General features: G+C 60.4%; 13 protein-coding genes and 4 pseudogenes. 8 read left to right on the top strand and 9 right to left on the bottom strand.

Translation table 11 applies throughout. The annotated features are described in order from the left end of the window. Positions 1 to 4: 4 nt before the first annotated feature. Positions 5 to 613, bottom strand: a complete 609-nt coding sequence (locus tag CKW40_RS13100; RefSeq protein ID WP_210200199.1) for a TetR/AcrR family transcriptional regulator — start codon at positions 611 to 613, stop codon at positions 5 to 7. Between the two features lie 100 nt (positions 614 to 713). Between CKW40_RS13100 and CKW40_RS13095 the strand changes: the two genes are divergently transcribed. Then, positions 714 to 2348 (top strand): bifunctional 3-(3-hydroxy-phenyl)propionate/3-hydroxycinnamic acid hydroxylase, encoded by a 1635-nt coding sequence (locus CKW40_RS13095; RefSeq protein ID WP_095200341.1) that lies wholly within the window; start codon positions 714 to 716, stop codon positions 2346 to 2348. Between the two features lie 650 nt (positions 2349 to 2998). Here CKW40_RS13095 and CKW40_RS13090 read toward each other — a convergent pair. The 4 genes and pseudogenes from CKW40_RS13090 to CKW40_RS13075 form a co-directional block, all read right to left on the bottom strand. After that, positions 2999 to 3579 (bottom strand): annotated as a pseudogene (locus tag CKW40_RS13090) (SDR family oxidoreductase); the annotation flags it as partial. A gap of 60 nt (positions 3580 to 3639) precedes the next feature. Beyond that, positions 3640 to 4503, bottom strand: coding sequence for an aldo/keto reductase (locus CKW40_RS13085; RefSeq protein ID WP_095200340.1), 864 nt, complete (start codon positions 4501 to 4503; stop codon positions 3640 to 3642). A gap of 141 nt (positions 4504 to 4644) precedes the next feature. Then, on the bottom strand, positions 4645 to 5757 hold the full coding sequence (locus CKW40_RS13080) for an alcohol dehydrogenase catalytic domain-containing protein (RefSeq protein ID WP_198421145.1): 1113 nt from the start codon (positions 5755 to 5757) through the stop codon (positions 4645 to 4647). Between the two features lie 210 nt (positions 5758 to 5967). Next, positions 5968 to 6180, bottom strand: coding sequence for a hypothetical protein (locus CKW40_RS13075; protein ID WP_095200338.1), 213 nt, complete (start codon positions 6178 to 6180; stop codon positions 5968 to 5970). Positions 6181 to 6387: 207 nt separating this feature from the next. Between CKW40_RS13075 and CKW40_RS13070 the strand changes: the two genes are divergently transcribed. The 5 genes from CKW40_RS13070 (at position 6388) to CKW40_RS13050 (ending at position 12002) form a co-directional block, all read left to right on the top strand. Beyond that, entirely contained in the window at positions 6388 to 7824 is a 1437-nt protein-coding gene (locus tag CKW40_RS13070; protein ID WP_095200337.1) for an FAD-dependent oxidoreductase, read from the top strand. Positions 7825 to 7828: 4 nt separating this feature from the next. Beyond that, positions 7829 to 8773, top strand: coding sequence for a PDR/VanB family oxidoreductase (locus CKW40_RS13065; RefSeq protein ID WP_095200336.1), 945 nt, complete (start codon positions 7829 to 7831; stop codon positions 8771 to 8773). A 389-nt stretch (positions 8774 to 9162) separates the two neighbouring features. After that, positions 9163 to 10263, top strand: a complete 1101-nt coding sequence (locus CKW40_RS13060) for an alpha/beta hydrolase (RefSeq protein WP_095200335.1) — start codon at positions 9163 to 9165, stop codon at positions 10261 to 10263. A gap of 60 nt (positions 10264 to 10323) precedes the next feature. Then, positions 10324 to 10719 (top strand): (R)-mandelonitrile lyase, encoded by a 396-nt coding sequence (locus CKW40_RS13055; protein WP_095200334.1) that lies wholly within the window; start codon positions 10324 to 10326, stop codon positions 10717 to 10719. 281 nt (positions 10720 to 11000) lie between these two features. Then, positions 11001 to 12002 carry a LysR family transcriptional regulator gene (locus CKW40_RS13050; RefSeq protein WP_095200333.1) on the top strand — a complete coding sequence of 334 codons (1002 nt, stop codon included), beginning with the start codon at positions 11001 to 11003 and terminating at the stop codon, positions 12000 to 12002. A gap of 63 nt (positions 12003 to 12065) precedes the next feature. Here the strand turns inward: CKW40_RS13050 and CKW40_RS42875 are convergent, their stop codons facing one another. After that, positions 12066 to 12383 carry a hypothetical protein gene (locus CKW40_RS42875; protein WP_143748281.1) on the bottom strand — a complete coding sequence of 106 codons (318 nt, stop codon included), beginning with the start codon at positions 12381 to 12383 and terminating at the stop codon, positions 12066 to 12068. Here CKW40_RS42875 and CKW40_RS13045 point away from each other — a divergent pair. Continuing rightward, positions 12376 to 13026, top strand: coding sequence for an NAD(P)-dependent oxidoreductase (locus CKW40_RS13045; RefSeq protein WP_095200332.1), 651 nt, complete (start codon positions 12376 to 12378; stop codon positions 13024 to 13026). The two genes, CKW40_RS42875 and CKW40_RS13045, sit on opposite strands and share 8 nt — an antisense overlap. A 56-nt stretch (positions 13027 to 13082) precedes the next feature. On the opposite strand, the pseudogene CKW40_RS13040 reads toward CKW40_RS13045, so the two are convergent. Further along, positions 13083 to 14038, bottom strand: a pseudogene (locus CKW40_RS13040) (PQQ-dependent sugar dehydrogenase). Between the two features lie 367 nt (positions 14039 to 14405). Between CKW40_RS13040 and CKW40_RS13035 the strand changes: the two are divergent. Next, a pseudogene (locus CKW40_RS13035) lies at positions 14406 to 14520 on the top strand (helix-turn-helix domain-containing protein); the annotation flags it as partial. A 91-nt stretch (positions 14521 to 14611) separates the two neighbouring features. Here CKW40_RS13035 and CKW40_RS13030 read toward each other — a convergent pair. Together CKW40_RS13030 and CKW40_RS44410 are read right to left on the bottom strand one after the other, a co-directional pair. Beyond that, positions 14612 to 15097 (bottom strand): annotated as a pseudogene (locus tag CKW40_RS13030) (MFS transporter); the annotation flags it as partial. Continuing rightward, positions 15072 to 15293, bottom strand: a 222-nt coding sequence (locus CKW40_RS44410) for a hypothetical protein (RefSeq protein WP_210200197.1), incomplete at its 5' end; no start/stop codon positions are given. The gene CKW40_RS44410 and the pseudogene CKW40_RS13030, both read right to left, overlap by 26 nt.

The raw sequence follows: 15293 nt of genomic DNA, 5'->3' as shown, positions 1-15293 counted from the left end.
TTTGTTACTTCGACAGCGGCGGCAGCTCCGTATTGGCGATTGTACGCGCCTCGTCCTCGGCAATGCCGAGTGCGCGCAAGGCGAATTCGGCGGCGTCCGATCCGGCGTCGCGCCAGGTCCGATGGCCTTCCAGCACCATGAACATGGCCGAAAGCCCGCACCCGGCGATCATCGCCAGCATGCTCGGCGCCTGTGTGATGTCGAAGCGATAACGGCCGCTGGCTTGGCCTGCCAGCAGGTCGATGGCGGGCTGGCCATTCCACATTCCCTGCAACGCGCTGTTGGAGAAGGCAAATCGCAGGACAAAGCGGCCCCAGATGGGCTCCTCATGTGCCTGGCGCACGAAGTAACGTAGCCCGTTGGCCAGGCACCGCGCCGGATCGCGTGGCGTCTCACCCGCCATCGCAATACGCTCGTGCATATCCTGGGCCAGCCGCGCGACGATTTCGTGGAACAGATTCTCAGGTGCAGGAAAATTGTTGTAGATCGTTCCACGCGCCACGCCGGCGGCTTGCGACAGTTCGCTGACGCTTACCTCTGCGGTGCCGCGCTCGGCAAATAGCCGCTTCGCCGCTTCGATAATCCTTGTTTGGGCTGAGGTGCTCTCTGGCACATTCATCTCCTGCACAACTCTTGACATAATTGAACACCACTGTTCAAATAATGTCAACACTGTCCAAAACGGGCGCCCGGGTGGCGAAGGGAGAAACGAGATGAACCGGACGTTGCCTCTGTCCACGGACGTGCTGATCGTTGGCTGCGGGCCGGTCGGGGCAACGCTCGCCAACATGCTCGCCATGCGCGGTGTGCACACGCTCGTCGTCGACAAGGCCGAGCAAATCTATGCCGCGCCTCGCGCCATCGCCTTCGACAGCGACGCCTTGCGGATCCTGCAATCGGTGGGGCTGACCGATAGTGATTTTGGGCAGACGGTGATCCCCTATGTTCGAATGCGCTCGCCGATCTTCGGCGAGTTCGCCCGCGTCAATACCGCAAGGGAAGTCGACACCCACCCTTTGCAGATCACCTTCCACCAGCCGAGCCTGGAAGCTGCGCTGCGCCGCAAGCTGGAAGGTCAGGATGGATTTGCGCGCTTGGCGCTCGGTGTCGAGCTGGTCGACCTCACGCAGGACGCCGAGTGCGTTACCGTGCGATTGACTTCAGATCGACGCGAGCCAGTGCTGATTCAGGCAAAATTCGTCATCGGCGCGGATGGCGCCAGTTCGGTCGTGCGCGGACTCATCGATCAGGAGTTTCGGGGAAAGAGCTTCTTCGAGGATTGGCTAATCATCGACGCCAAAAATGTCCGCGATCCCATCGACCATGTCGAATTCCTCTGCGATCCCGCGCGGCCGACACCGCACATGGTGGCGCCGGATGGGCGCGAGCGCTGGGAGTTCATGTTGGCGAAAGGCGAGACCCGCCAGAAGATGGAAAGCGATTCCGAGATCGACAGGCTGCTGACCCCGTGGGGCGGACTGGCGGCCATGGAGATTGAGCGCCGTGCTGTCTACCGCTTCCATGCGCGCTGCGCTGGCTCATTCCGGAAGGGTCGGGTGTTTCTGGCCGGCGATGCCGCTCACATCACGCCGCCGTTTGTCGGACAGGGCCTGGTGTCGGGGCTGCGCGACGCCGCCAATCTCAGCTGGAAGCTTGCCATGGTCGTCAAAGGGCATGCTGATGCCGCTATCCTGGATAGCTACAACGTCGAACGACAGCCCCACGCCAAGGCAATGATCAATGTGGCCCGCCTGATCGGCAAGCTGATCATGCCACGCAATCGCGCTGCGGCTTTCGTCAACCATGGCGCGATGCGCCTGATGCGAATGGTGCCACGCCTGCGCGGCCTGTTGGAGGATCAGGGCATCCGTCCACCCAACCTGTTCAAGCACGGTCTGTTTCTGCAGGGGGCGCGGCGCGGAACACTTCGTCCAGGTGCGCTGCTGCCGCAGGTCTGGCTGACACACCCCGTGCACGGGCGTCGGCGTAGCGACGACGTCCTGGGTCCAGGCTTCGCGCTGGTCGGCTTCGGTGTCAACCCTGCTGCTCATGTTGGCCCGAACACGCGTTCGATGCTGGAGCGCATTGGAGCAAAGTGTTACGAGATCACTTGGGATGGAAAACGCGAGGGACACGCCGACCATAGGTGGTCCGCTCTTGGCGATATCTTCGTCAGATCTCGTGATTTCGGAACAATAGCGTTGATCCGGCCGGATCAAGTAATCATGTGCTGCAGTGGAGCCTTGTCAGCTGACCGGAACATCGCTGCGGCTTTTCGGCTGATCACAGGCTTGGGCGAGTGTGCAGAGAACGGCAGATGCCGCAATCGAGTCGAAGCGACCTCTTAAATCAGGCGGCGTAGCACCTTGACGTGCTCGATCTCATCGGCACGCGCCTATTCCGAACGCCCGTCAGCTCGCCGAATAGCCACGGACATTCCGCGGCAGGCGGCTGCCTGAGTCCGCGCTTGGCCGCGTCCATGGCCATCTCACGCATTCTGCGGCGTACTCCACCAACCTCGTCAGGCAGGTAGAGCCGCTCGTGACCCCAATAGGCTGTGCAGGGCATGGACCGAGTCGTACGGCTGGTAACGCGCAAACCGCTGCTTGGCGAACCTCGTGGCGAACCAGCCACGTAAACCATTGATAAATAACGATAATGGTGGTGGTGGCAGTCTGGAGCGAACCCGTCTCTTGCTGCGTTTCCCTGATAGCCCACCCAAAACAGGGAAATCTAGCAAGAAAGAGCGAAACAGGCCAAAAATCCACCGATATTTGGCAATGATTCCAGTCATTTAGATCTCAAATTCCCTATCGCATCTATCAGGGAGTTGAGTTTGGCAAGCAGGGAAGCGGTTGGCGCTGCAAGCTACCGTCGGGGTCGCTCGGCGAAGGCGCAGCAACGAGATATTCAGCGTATTCTTCGGAAGCATGGAGCCGCGTGTAAAGATACCCGGTGGGGCAATTTCCGAAAATGCCAAGTACCTGCTTCGCTTCTGCTACCAGCAGACGAAACCGCCATCGACGATGAGGTCGACCCCCGTAACGAAGGATGCGGCGCGGCTGGCCAGGAAAACTGCCGGACCCACCATCTCCTCGGGCATCGCGAGGCGACCCATCGGCGTATCGCGCTCGAAGTTCTTCACTTGCTCGGCCACTTCGGGTCTCCGGTTCATCAGAGTTAATGTATAGCCGGGGCTGAGCACGTTGAGCTGCAGTCCGCGGTCCGACCACTCCATTGCCACGCTCTTCGTCATGTGAATGACCGCAGCCTTAGACGAGTTGTAGTGCGTCTGGAGGAGGCCACGTTGATAATCGATCCTTTGCGGCGCGGCAGCATCACGCGAGCCTCGGCCTGGCAGGACAGGAACACACCGCCAACGTTGATGCTGTAGAGCTCTTCCCACGTTGCCAGCGGCAAGGTCTCGGCCGCATGCGCGCCGCCAAGCCAGCATTGTTGACGGCAACCGTAAGCGCGCCAAGTTCCTTTCGATATGTTCGACAGCGGCGGCGAGATCGGCTTCCGACGTGTCACCGAGCCGGTTATCGCGAGCGCCTTGCGGCCGAGCGCGGTGGTCCTTCCCAACCATGCGAGCAAATACGTATGGACTCAATGCATCGTTAACGACCTAATCCTCAGTCAGTGCAAGGAGCTCAGCGCCGTGAAATCCTCGTCGCTGAGAGTGATCGAGGCAGCCGCGGTGTTTTCCTCGAGATGGGCGACCTTGCTTGTTCCCGGGATCGGAAGCATCACCGGCGAACGCTTGAGCAACCAGGCAAGGACGAGTTGGTTGCGCGTTGCGCCGTACTTCGCCGCCAACTGGTCAAGGACCGAGTTGGATGCCTTGCTGACATCGAGCGGTCCCCAAGGAACAAAGCCGATGCCTTCGGCCTCGCAGTATTGGAGGACGTCTTCGCTCGTATCGTTGAACAACGAGTACTGGTTCTGCACGGTCGTGACGGGGAAGTATTTCTGGGCTGCCTTGATGTCGTCGACCGAGACGTTGCTGAGCCCCGCATGGCGGATGAAACCCCGCTCGCGGATCGCGGCGATTGCCTCAAAGGACTCTTCGCGCGGCGTCTTGGGGTCGATCCGGTGGTATAGCCACAAATCGATCCGCTCGACTTTGAGATGCCGCAAGCTGAGCATCGCCGCCTGGTGCAGATACTGGGCGTTGCCAACCCTGCCCCAACCCGAAGGTCCCGGCCCGGAGCGAACGAGTCCACCTTTGGTCGCGACCTTAACTTTGCCGTAGGGATGCAGCGTTTCGGCGATCAACTCCTCCGAGACGAATGGCCCATAGGAATCGGCGGTGTCGATAAAGTCGATGCCAAGCTCGGGGATCCGGCGCAGGGTTCGGCGCGCCTCCTCGAGATCCTCAGGCGGACCCCAGATACCGCTGCCGCCGCCCGTGATGCGCATGGCACCGAAGCCGAGCCGGTGGACAACCATGTCGCCGCCAATCGCGAAGGTTCCTGAAAGCGTAGCGTCGGGTTTTAGCATGAAGAGACTCCTTTAGTGAGGCAGATTGATGGGTGATATTTTGTCGGCAATTGACGATGGAAGGTATGCAGTCTGGTCAGGTAGGGTTGGCGGACAAGTGCTCGACACCGGCGATGGAGAGCTGGCCAAAACCTCACCGCTTCATCCGGCCATGTTGTCGATCACCACGTAACCCGAGGTTTGGAACTCGTCCATTTGGTGCAAGACTGTCTCCACCTGGCTGAGGCCGACCGTGCGGCTCACGAGCCTCTCGGGGTGCAGGCGTCCTTGCGACACCATTCTCAGCAGGCCCTCATAGGCCCATTGAGGATTGCCGACCGATCCGCGGATTTGCAGCTCCTTGATAACAATCACGTCGAGCGGCAGTCGAGCGTAGCCCTTCTCGGCCTGTGAGGTGAGGCCGATCTGGGCGTGGCGACCGCCCCGGTTCAGCGACAGGATGGCGGCGGTCGCAGTCTGTTCAAGTCCAAGGGCGTCCACCGAGATGTCGCTGCCGCGTCCCAGCGGCGTCAACCTGGCGACTTTGGCAGCTACCTCTTCGGGGCTCAGGCCTTTGGAGTTGATCGTCGCGCGTGCGCCAATCCTTCGGGCCCACTCCAATTTGCCCTCGTCGATGTCCACCGCGATGACGTCCGCCCCGAGGCATGTGGCGATCTCGATGGCGGCCAGTCCGACGCCGCCACATCCAACGACGGTCGCGTAATCGCCGCCCTTGACAGCGACTTGATCGTGGACGCCATGCCAGGCGGTCATGTAGCGGCAGCCGAGAGCTGCGGCTGTCAACAGATCGACGTTGTCGGGCAGGCTGACGCAGTTGAGGTCCGCATTGGGGACGCGCATGTATTCTGCCCAACCGCCTGTGCCAGCATACAGGTTGCTGTTGGCGCCATCCTCACACAGATTTTGGCGGCCATGCTTGCACGAGGCGCAGTGGCCGCACGACAGATGAAACGGCACGGTCACGCGCTGCCCCACCTTCGCGGTCTTGCACCGGTTGCCGACAGCTTCGACGATGCCCCCAATCTCATGGCCCAGGACGTGGCGTTCAGGCAGCGCGACGCCAAACCAGCTCCAGTCGCCATTCCACAAATGCCAATCCGAACGGCAGATACCGGATTTCTCGATGCGGACGAGCGCGTCTTCCTCATCAATCTCCGGGATGGGCATGTCGGCCACCGTGACGTGTGACCGTTGACCAGAAATCTGGGCGGCCCGCATGGTCTGGGTTGACCACCTTGTCGGCGCAAATGGCATCACCAATTCCTCCCCGCGTTGCTTGGTTTATGCACGAGGCCGCCCAATTTCCGGTAGGCAAATCCGTGCGGGAGCAACTCGGGGTATTACTTTCGTTAATGGAGGAGGACGCTCGTCACCCTCACAAGCGTTGAACACGCAGAGTGGTCCGCCATAGGTTCATGCGCATTGGAGGAGATGTTCATGGACTTAAAGTTGCCGGACAATCGTCTAGGCGCTTCCGCTGCAAGCTTCTTGTCGAGCAAGCATCAGATGCAGATCGGTCGTGATGCGGTAGAAGGCCGTTCCGGCAAGCGTTTCGACGGCGTCCGTCCAGCGACCGGGCAGCCCGTCAAACAAGGTTCCGGAAAGCGACAAGGACGATGTCGACGCCGCAGCGGCCGCAGCGCGGGACGCCGTCGAGAGCAGGCCCTGATCGCGCATGAAGCCACTCGACTGTGCGGTCACGGGGCCAGGAAATGGGATACGAAGCCAGCGAGCGCTACACGCGAGTCAAATCGGTAGCGATACGGCTTTGAGGATTCAGTGACCGTCAGGGCGGGCGCGGTTACCGCCTGATGCTCGACCCAATGAAGCGACGCTGACACCCCTTGGCGCAACGCTTTGAACTCACAATCAAAGAGGACGAAAATGCCTGAAAGGCTAAGCACAGCCGTCATCATTGGCGGCGGGATGGCCGGTCTGCTCACGGCCCGCGTCCTATCGGACCACTGTAACCATGTCACGATCCTCGAGCGGGATCAGTTCGTTGACGCTCCCGTGCCAAGGGCCGGGGTGCCTCAAGCCTCCCATTCGCACGCGTTGCTGACGCGGGGCCAGCAATTGTTCGAGGAGTTCTTTCCGGGCATTCTCGGAGAGGTTGTCGCAACCGGCGCGCGCGTGATCGATCACGTCAATGACCGCAGGAGGCTGGTTTCCTATGGGTGGCAGCCGCGCTTTCCATCGGAGTTGCGGATGCTTCTCGTGTCGCGGGCGACGCTCGAACTTTACGTGCGCCGGCGCGTCCTTGCCATTCCCAATGTGTCACTCGAGCAAGGAGTGCAGGTCGACGAACTGCTCGCGGATGGTCGCAAAATCGTCGGCGCCAGTCTGGCCGACAGTGAGAGCGATCAGGTCAGGGAGATATCTGCAGATCTCATTGTTGACGCATCGGGCCGAAGCTCAAACACGCCCGAGTGGCTTGAGAACTTGGAGTTCGGGAAGGTCGAGGAGCAAGTCGTCGACGCGAAATGGGCATATGCCAGCCGATTTTTCAAGCATCCCGACAAGTGGCCGCATGACTGGCTGAACACGATCATGTGGCCGCAGTTGCGCCGCTCCGACGCGCAAAGGACCCGCGGTGGCATCCTGTCTCCCCTTGAAGCGAACAGATGCATGGTCACGCTCGTCGGTAACTCGGGGGATTTTCCGCCCCGTGACGAGGCGGGTTTCCTGGCCTTTGCTGAATCCCTCATCTCACCTGTTATCGCCGACTTCATCAAGTCATCGCTCCCGGTGAGCCCAATCACCTTCTCGCGGTCGACAGGCAACAGGTGGCGGCGCTATGACAGATTGGTGGGAATGCCTGACAACTTCGTCGTCGTCGGCGACGCCGTCGCGGCTTTCAATCCAGTCTATGCTCAAGGCATGTCTTGCGCGGCACTCGAGGCCAAGGAGCTTGGTACCGAGCTGGGGGCTTGGCTAGCGCTAGGACAAGATCTCGCCGGGTTTTCAAAGCTGGTTCAGGAGAAGATCGTCGCCTCGGGAAATTTCGCCTGGGCGATGTCGACACAGAGCGACTCTGCCATCGAAGGGGTCATTGGCATCCAGCCGCCGTCCCAGGCTGCTCTCGCTTACTACGAACGAGCAATGGCGCTGGGATCGATCGATCCGAACTTCGTCGTCAATTGCGAAAAGATGGCCAATCTGGTCGGCGACAACAAATGGATGGTCGACCCCGAAGTCGAGCAATTGGTGATCGACAATTGGGACAGGCTCGGCGCCGCCGCGGGGGCTCCGCAATGGCCTGCCCCCAAGATCGGGCAGCAGGCATCGGCTCGCCAACCCGACGGTCATCAGGTCGGGTGACATCATGAGTCCGGCTGTCCTGCTGCTGACCATCGAGCGTGTTAAAGAGGAAGCGCTCGGCGTCCGATCCTACACTTTAGGGGACGCCAGTGGCGGCGAACTCCCCTTCTTCACCGCTGGAGCCCACATCGATTGTCATTTGGACAATGGCCTGGTTCGCAGCTATTCGCTCTGCAACAATCCGGACGACCGCCTGCAGTATGCGATAGCCGTTGCGCGAGATGACAAGGGGCGCGGCGGGTCTATCTTTATCCACGACAACTGGCGGGTTGGCAGCCAGGTGGCGGTAAGCCTGCCCCGAAACAACTTTCCGCTGGCGGCCAATGCGGCGGCGACGGTCCTCGTTGCTGGCGGAATTGGGATCACACCTATGCTCTCCATGATCCGCACGCTTGAGGGGAAGAAGGCTCCCTGGACGCTTGCTTATGCGAGTCGAAGCCGCACCCATGCCGCCTTCAGAGACGAATTGTCGACCTATGGCGACCGCGTGCGATTTCACTACGACGACGAAATGCGCGGAGTGCTCGACATGGCCGAGGTCGTCGCGCGAACAGACCAGGATGCGCATCTCTACTGCTGCGGACCTGCTCCGATGCTGGCTGCGTTTGAGTTGCAATGTCGGGAGCGAGCCCCGAGCACCGTGCATGTGGAATATTTCGCCAACGAGCAGTCGAGCGCCGGCAGGCAGTTCCAAGTATATTTGCGCAGGTCGGATCTTACTCTCGACGTCGGGGCGGAACAAACCATTCTGCAGGCGGTCCTTGCCGCTGGCGTCGATGCGCCGTTCTCGTGCATGGAGGGTACGTGTGGTGAATGCGTCACCAGGATCGTCGCTGGAGTTGCGGACCACCGCGATCGAGTGCTGACGCGGCGCAAGCGCGCCGAGAACAAAGTGATGATGATCTGCTGCTCGCGCTCGATGACCGATGTCCTGACCCTCGATCTGTAACGCTCATAAAGGAAGATGACCCCGGGGTACGATCGTGCCCCGGAAACAATCAGGACGGCCGAAAAGCCGCTAGTGACCGAGCGCCTGTCAATCCTGCGGGGGGCGCCGGCGACAAACGGCTCGTAAGCACGGCAAAAGCGCCGGAGACCGAATCGCCTGTCCTGTCACCCGGAAATGCCGAGGTCCGCGGCGAAAGAAGACTCCCCGGTATGCATCGCTCCTCGCCGACCGCCCAGCTTATGGTAGGACCTCCCCAGTGCTTGGTCGTTGGATTTATATCACACTTGGATAAGTCCATCCTAATTCCAACGCCTAATCAAAGGCACGGAGAGACCTACCTATGTCGTGAACGCCCACCCCTGCGTCATCGACTAGAAAAGGAGCCTCTTATGCAAACACAACTCGGAAATGGCCACACCGTGGACAATCAGAGCGTCGTCGATGGAAATCGGCGCAATCTTCTGAAGATGACCGGCGTCGGCATTGCAGCAATGAGCCTCGGCTCCTTGGCCGATACGCCGGCTTTCGCCCAGTCGAGTGGAGTTTGGGACAAAGTTTTCCCAAAAAGCGAGACCGTCGATCATCAGAAGGTCTCCTTCACGAACCGGTACGGCATTACGCTAGCGGGCGACCTCTATTCGCCGAAGGGCCGTTCGGGCGAGCGCCTAGCCGCCATTGCCGTTGGCGGTCCATTCGGGGCGGTTAAAGAACAGTCGTCGGGACTTTACGCTCAGACCATGGCCGAACGCGGCTTTGTTACGCTCGCCTTCGATCCGTCCTATACCGGCGAAAGTGGCGGCGAGCCCCGCAACATTGCCTCTCCGGATATCAACACTGAGGACTTCAGTGCAGTGGTGGACTTCCTCGGGCTGAGCCCGTCTGTGGACCGCGAACGGATTGGCATCATCGGCGTTTGCGGTTGGGGCGGCATGGCATTGAATGCCGTCGCGGTCGACAAGCGCGTGAAGGCCGTCGTGGCCAGCACCATGTATGACATGACCCGGCTCATGTCCCGGGGCTACAACGACAGCGTGACCCTCGAACAACGCACACAAACGCTTGAGCAACTGAGCCAGCAGCGTTGGCAGGATGCGGAAAAAGGAACCACCGCGTACGGTCCGCCCTCCAACGTGCTGAAAGGGGGTGAAGCGCAGTTCCTTGTTGACTATCACGACTATTACATGACGCCGCGTGGATATCACAAGCGCGCAGTCAACTCAGGCAACTCGTGGGCTCAGACCACGCCGCTGTCGTTCATGAACATGCCTATCCTGACCTACATCGCGGAAATCTCGCCGCGCCCCGTTCTGTTGATCCATGGCGAGAAAGCCCACTCGCGCTACTTCAGCGAGACTGCGTATGCGGCTGCGGCGGAGCCGAAAGAGCTCGTGATCATACCGGGCGCCAGCCACACCGATCTGTACGATAAGGTGGACGTGATCCCGTTCGACAAACTGCAGTCCTTCTTCGAACAACACCTGACCGCATAAACCTGAAAGTGGCGCCGGTGTTTACGCACCAGTGCCACTTCAAAAATCGACGGACTAAAGATGATCATAAGAAACGCAGGTACACAGGCGTCTGTAAAAGGTCCTAGTGACTGGTTCACTGGCACGGTGCGTATCGACCCGCTCTATAGTTCGACTGCTCCTGGCAGTGCGGCTGGCAATGCTGTGACGTTCGAGCCAGGAGCGCGGACCGCGTGGCACACCCATCCTGCTGGGCAGGCTCTCATCGTGACGGCCGGCCTTGGGCTGGTACAGCGTGAAGGAGGGCCGATCGAACAAATTCGTCCTGGTGATACGGTTTGGTTCGAACCGGGTGAAAAACACTGGCATGGTGCTAGTCCGAGCATAGCCATGACCCATATCGCCATCCAGGAGGCGGTCGACGGAAAGCAAGTTGACTGGATGGAACACGTTACGGACCAAGAATACAGGCGCTGACCAGGGCGCCTTGGGCGCAGGCCAGCAACCAGCTTGAGCGAGGAATACAACTTGCAATCTGATGCTTGATCGGGGTTTGCGCGAAGCGCGTCTAAAGTCGTTACCTGGCGCGCCGCTGCCCCAGGCGGAACGGCGCTTCGGGGTGTTGGTTTCCCCTGTTGATTGACCGCGTTGGCCTTGCCTATGTAGACTGACGGATTGATCGAGGCTGGTAAGTAAATGCGTGTCAAAAAGCGTCGGGGCCTTAGCGCCTTCGAACGAGATCGCCTGCGGCGCGCGCCATGACAGAACCTCACCGGATGTCGCACGGCCGTCGCTACGCAACAGACGCTGCTGAGCTGAGCGATGACGTGCGGCTGCGTACGCGCGACATCGATCCCAAGAAGCTGATTTATTACGCGACGGTGATCGACCAAGGAAGCTTCACCAAGGCAGCGAAGATCCTTGGTGTCAAACAGCCCGCCCTTTCCATCTCCATGAACCGGCTGGAAGCCATGCTGGGGGTAAAGATTATGGAACGGGGCTCGCAGGGTGTAGCCACCACGCCGCAGGGCGATTTGCTGTATTCGCATGCCCGCAGAATCCGCGACGAACTATTTCTGGCGGACCGCAACCTGCACAGCGAGGTCGTCCACGAAAAATCCCCGATCCGGCTGGGGTGTCTCATGAGCCTGACGAGCAATGTCGTGCCCTCCGCGATTGCCCGGTGGCGTTCTGGGTTTCCCGACACCGAACTTCACGTCGCCGACGCGACGCAGTTCGACCTGATGAATGGGCTGCTTTGCCGCGAACACGACTTCGTCCTCGGGTTCACGGAACGCCACCAGTTCTCCGGCGGGCTGCGCCAGCGGGTTCTCTTCCGCGACCGGCTATGCGTCGTCGCGCGCCCCGGCCACCCGCTGTTCACCGAGCGCGAACTGACTCCGTCATCGCTGGTGAATTACCCTTGGGCATCTCTGCCCTCGGGGCCGTTCGACGTGAGGTTCGAGAATATTTTTGAATCCGCTGGCATCAGCCTGGTCGGCGGCGTCACAATATGCGTTTCCATTGCCCTGATGAAGACGCTCATGAGTTGCAGCGATCACTTGGGTCTGCTTCCAAGGCACGCGGTGCAGACTGAAATCGCCGACGGAAGACTGACCGTCCTACCCATCACAATGCCCGAATTCTCGCGCAGCATCGCGATCTTCTTTCGGGAAGGCTCGACAATCGAAGGACCCAGCCGGGCCCTCGTGGATGAAATACAGCTATTCGGATCCCAGTGTTACAGGGCCGACGGCTGACTGGAACAGGCATGAATATGAAGAAGCCCCAGTGGCGATGATCGCCGCATCGCGCAGGCTTGGTCACCGATGATGCAGGCGACAACACAGAAAACTGGACGACAGTGTTCTTGCCTTCGTACGACGGTAACGACGTTGAATTTTGCCCTCACCTGGATAGCCGTTTCCGCGGAAATTCATATGAATCCAAACTAAGAATTGCGTCAAATGGGGCTCGTCAGTCACCGGAAAAAGCAAATTTGTGCTTCTGATGCGCGAGCATGGCCACGAGGCGGTCCGGTGCTCGCTCAGTGCAATGCGCGCAATGTCGCCGCCGGCTCGGCGCTCACGACCGTCGCGGCCGAATAAGTCATTGATCGAAAGGGAAGCATCCATGTCCATCGTCGTCTTCGGCGCCTCCGGAAACATCGGCAGCAATATCCGCAAGGAGGCACTGTCGCGCGGCCACCGGGTCACGGCGGTGACCCGCGCCACAAAGCTTGATGCCGAGCCGAATCTGACCGCCCATACGGCCGACATTTCCAATGCGGACGATGTGGCCCGGATCGCCAGCGGCCATGACGCGGTGATCAGCGCCTATAGCCCCGGACTGCGCAACTATTCGGCTGAGGAGGCCGCCGAACTGATCCGCAGGGCGCATGAAGCGCTGTTCGAGGGGGTGCAACGCGCGGGCGTCAAGCGCATCATTCTCGTGGGCGGCGTGGGAAGCCTCGAGGCCAGCCCCGGCGTCGACGTGGTGGACAGCGATTTCTATCCGGGTGACTACAAGGCCCACACGCTGCGCAATCGCGAAATCCTGCGCGGCCTGAAGCGCGGCGAATACGACCTGGACTGGACCTATGTGTCGCCGCCGCTCACCATCAAGGCCGGCGATCGCACGGGCCAGTTCCGGCTGGGCGAAGACCAGTTGCTTCGCGATGCCAATGGCGAGAGCTGGATTTCGGAGGCGGATTTGGCGGTGGCCATTCTCGACGAACTCGACAGGGGCCAGTTCATCCGGCGTCGCTTCACCGCAGCCTATTGAGTGACCCGGCGGCTCGACAACAATTTCCATGCACGTCCGTGGGCCAGCTCTGGAAGTCACCTCGCAGGCGTCAGCCGAACCAGACCTCCGTGCGAACTGTCCTCGATTACCCAGACCGCTCCGTCAGGCGCTACCGCAACGTCACGGATACGCGCGCCCATATCCCAGCGTTCGACCTCATCGGGCTGTCCACCAGCGTGAAACCCAACGCGCACCAGGGACTGGACGCGCAGGCCGCCTATCAGCGCCGATCCGCGCCACTGCGGGAACAGGGCGCCTTCGTAAAAGGCGAGTCCGGCCGGCGCGATCACCGGCGTCCAATAGACGGCCGGCGCCGCAATTCCGGCCGTGTGGCGTGACGCGGAATCGACGTGCCACTGTAATTGTCGCCGTTGGAAACGACGGGCCAGCCATAGTTGAGATCCGGCTCGATCAGGTTGAATTCGTCGCCACCGCGCGGGCCCATCTCGTCGAGCCAGAGCCGGCCGTCCGGCGCGAAGGCGAGGCCATAAGGGTTGCGGTGGCTGATCGTCCAGGTTTGCGCCCGAACGCCGCCCTCAGTCGCACGCGGGTTGTCTGTCGGGGTGGAGCCGTCGAGGTTCAGCCGCAACAGCTTGCTGCGCGCCTGGTCAGGGTCCTGCGCGCTGGTAGGCTGCATCCTGTCCCCAACCGTCAGGAACAAATGGTTTCCCGCCGGATCGAAGGCAATGATGCCACCGGGTTGGCCACCACCACCGGCTGGCGTCTGCCGCCAGATCGCGGTGCGATCCATCAGGGTCGCGCCGCTTGCTGATGCGGACAGCGTCGCCCTCGACAGCACAAGGCGGCCGCCGTCACCTGGTTCGACATAAGTGAAGTAGATGTGCGAACTCGTCTCGAAATCTGGTGCGACGGCAATGTCGAGAAGGCCGTTCTGACCAGAGGCAAGCACGTCGGGCACATTGGCCACCGGCGTCTTCTGGCCGCTCTGGGTCACAAGCAAGATGTGACCTGGCTTCTCGGTAATGAGCATCCTGCCATCTGGGAGAAAGGCGATCGCCCACGGCGTATCGAACTCGGCGACGCTCTGCGTGCGGAAGGGCTGCGAGGATGTCGCAACACGCCCGCCGGCATTGATACTCTCTGCATGGGCCGCAGCATTGGCGAAAAAGGCGACTGCCACTGCCGCCGATGCAAGGAGTGTCTTAGCCAGGGACGTCTTAGGTCGTACCATTTGAGTCTCCGATCGATGGGCCTTCCTCAGGCCGGCACAGATGTTCAGCACGACTTTCCTGATCGGTCGGCCTGCTTGGTTTCTCCGTCTTGCTGAGGATCTTCGGAAATCCGGCGCGGCTCCTTGATCACCATGGGTAGAACATAGGAACAGTGCGGGCTATTGAATTGTAGCGGTCGCGCGGGAGCGCGGTTTCACGCGAGCCGCCTCCAAAGTCGGTGTGCCGCAATCGGCCTTGAGTCATATTATCCGCGAGCTTGAGGGCGAAGCTCGGCGTCCGGGATGAGCCATCCCTCGTGAGGCCGCCTCTAGCGTCGCCTCGGGCTCCAAAGCCTCGAGAGATCGCTGGTTGGTCTCGATCCCCGCGACAGCAAAAAGAAGACCCACCAATAGGTATAGCCCCGACAGGGCACCCACCACACCGCCAATCCCGAACTTATCAAATAAGGTGAGAATAATGAACGGGGAGACAATCAACCCAGCACGACCCACCATCTGAGCCAAACCGGCGCCACGGAAACGATACTCAGTTGGGAAGAGCTCAGGTGTTCCTCCCAAGGCCAGGGTCAGGAAGGCCGCCACGCCAGCGGTAAGGAGAAAGCCACAGATGACAATTGCCGACGACGATGACAAGAACGGATAAATGGCCCCCAAGGCGGCGCAGATTACGCCAAAGACGACGATCCCCCAGCGACGGCCCAGGCGATCGGAGATAAAAACGCAAACCAGCGTTCCGATGGGAAACCCAGCCATCATTGCGGCGTTAAAGCCGAGCGAGTGAGTGACGCTCATTCCTTGCTTGACGAAGAAGGTCGGCATCCAACCCGTCATACTATAGGATCCGAATAGGGCAATCACGTTCACGACTATCGCCAAGAAAGTCCGCCGGATCACGGAACTTGAGAAAAGCACGAGAAACGAGGATGCTGTGAATCGGCGTGCAAAATTGACCCCATAAGCTGGGGAATCGGCGTCCAATTTTGACCCCCCTGATGCTTTGATTTGCGACCATCAGCTCGTCGTGGCGAGCTGATGGTGTGGGGATGAAGTCGGT

The sequence above is a fragment of the Mesorhizobium carmichaelinearum genome (assembly GCF_900199455.1).
In the GTDB taxonomy this organism is placed as follows: Bacteria; Pseudomonadota; Alphaproteobacteria; order Rhizobiales; family Rhizobiaceae; genus Mesorhizobium; species Mesorhizobium carmichaelinearum.
This window is presented reverse-complemented; position numbering and strand designations above follow the sequence as displayed.

What these genes read in the sequence shown, in the direction of transcription:
- CKW40_RS13045 (WP_095200332.1), top strand. Translation starts at nt 12,376, where the DNA reads ATGTCCATCGTCGTCTTCGGCGCCTCCGGAAACATCGGCAGCAATATC.
- CKW40_RS13050 (WP_095200333.1), top strand. Translation starts at nt 11,001, where the DNA reads ATGACAGAACCTCACCGGATGTCGCACGGCCGTCGCTACGCAACAGAC.
- CKW40_RS42875 (WP_143748281.1), bottom strand. Translation starts at nt 12,383, where the DNA reads ATGGACATGGATGCTTCCCTTTCGATCAATGACTTATTCGGCCGCGAC.
- CKW40_RS13055 (WP_095200334.1), top strand. Translation starts at nt 10,324, where the DNA reads ATGATCATAAGAAACGCAGGTACACAGGCGTCTGTAAAAGGTCCTAGT.
- CKW40_RS13065 (WP_095200336.1), top strand. Translation starts at nt 7,829, where the DNA reads ATGAGTCCGGCTGTCCTGCTGCTGACCATCGAGCGTGTTAAAGAGGAA.
- CKW40_RS13075 (WP_095200338.1), bottom strand. Translation starts at nt 6,180, where the DNA reads ATGCGCGATCAGGGCCTGCTCTCGACGGCGTCCCGCGCTGCGGCCGCT.
- CKW40_RS13085 (WP_095200340.1), bottom strand. Translation starts at nt 4,503, where the DNA reads ATGCTAAAACCCGACGCTACGCTTTCAGGAACCTTCGCGATTGGCGGC.
- CKW40_RS13095 (WP_095200341.1), top strand. Translation starts at nt 714, where the DNA reads ATGAACCGGACGTTGCCTCTGTCCACGGACGTGCTGATCGTTGGCTGC.
- CKW40_RS13080 (WP_198421145.1), bottom strand. Translation starts at nt 5,757, where the DNA reads ATGCCATTTGCGCCGACAAGGTGGTCAACCCAGACCATGCGGGCCGCC.
- CKW40_RS13060 (WP_095200335.1), top strand. Translation starts at nt 9,163, where the DNA reads ATGCAAACACAACTCGGAAATGGCCACACCGTGGACAATCAGAGCGTC.
- CKW40_RS13070 (WP_095200337.1), top strand. Translation starts at nt 6,388, where the DNA reads ATGCCTGAAAGGCTAAGCACAGCCGTCATCATTGGCGGCGGGATGGCC.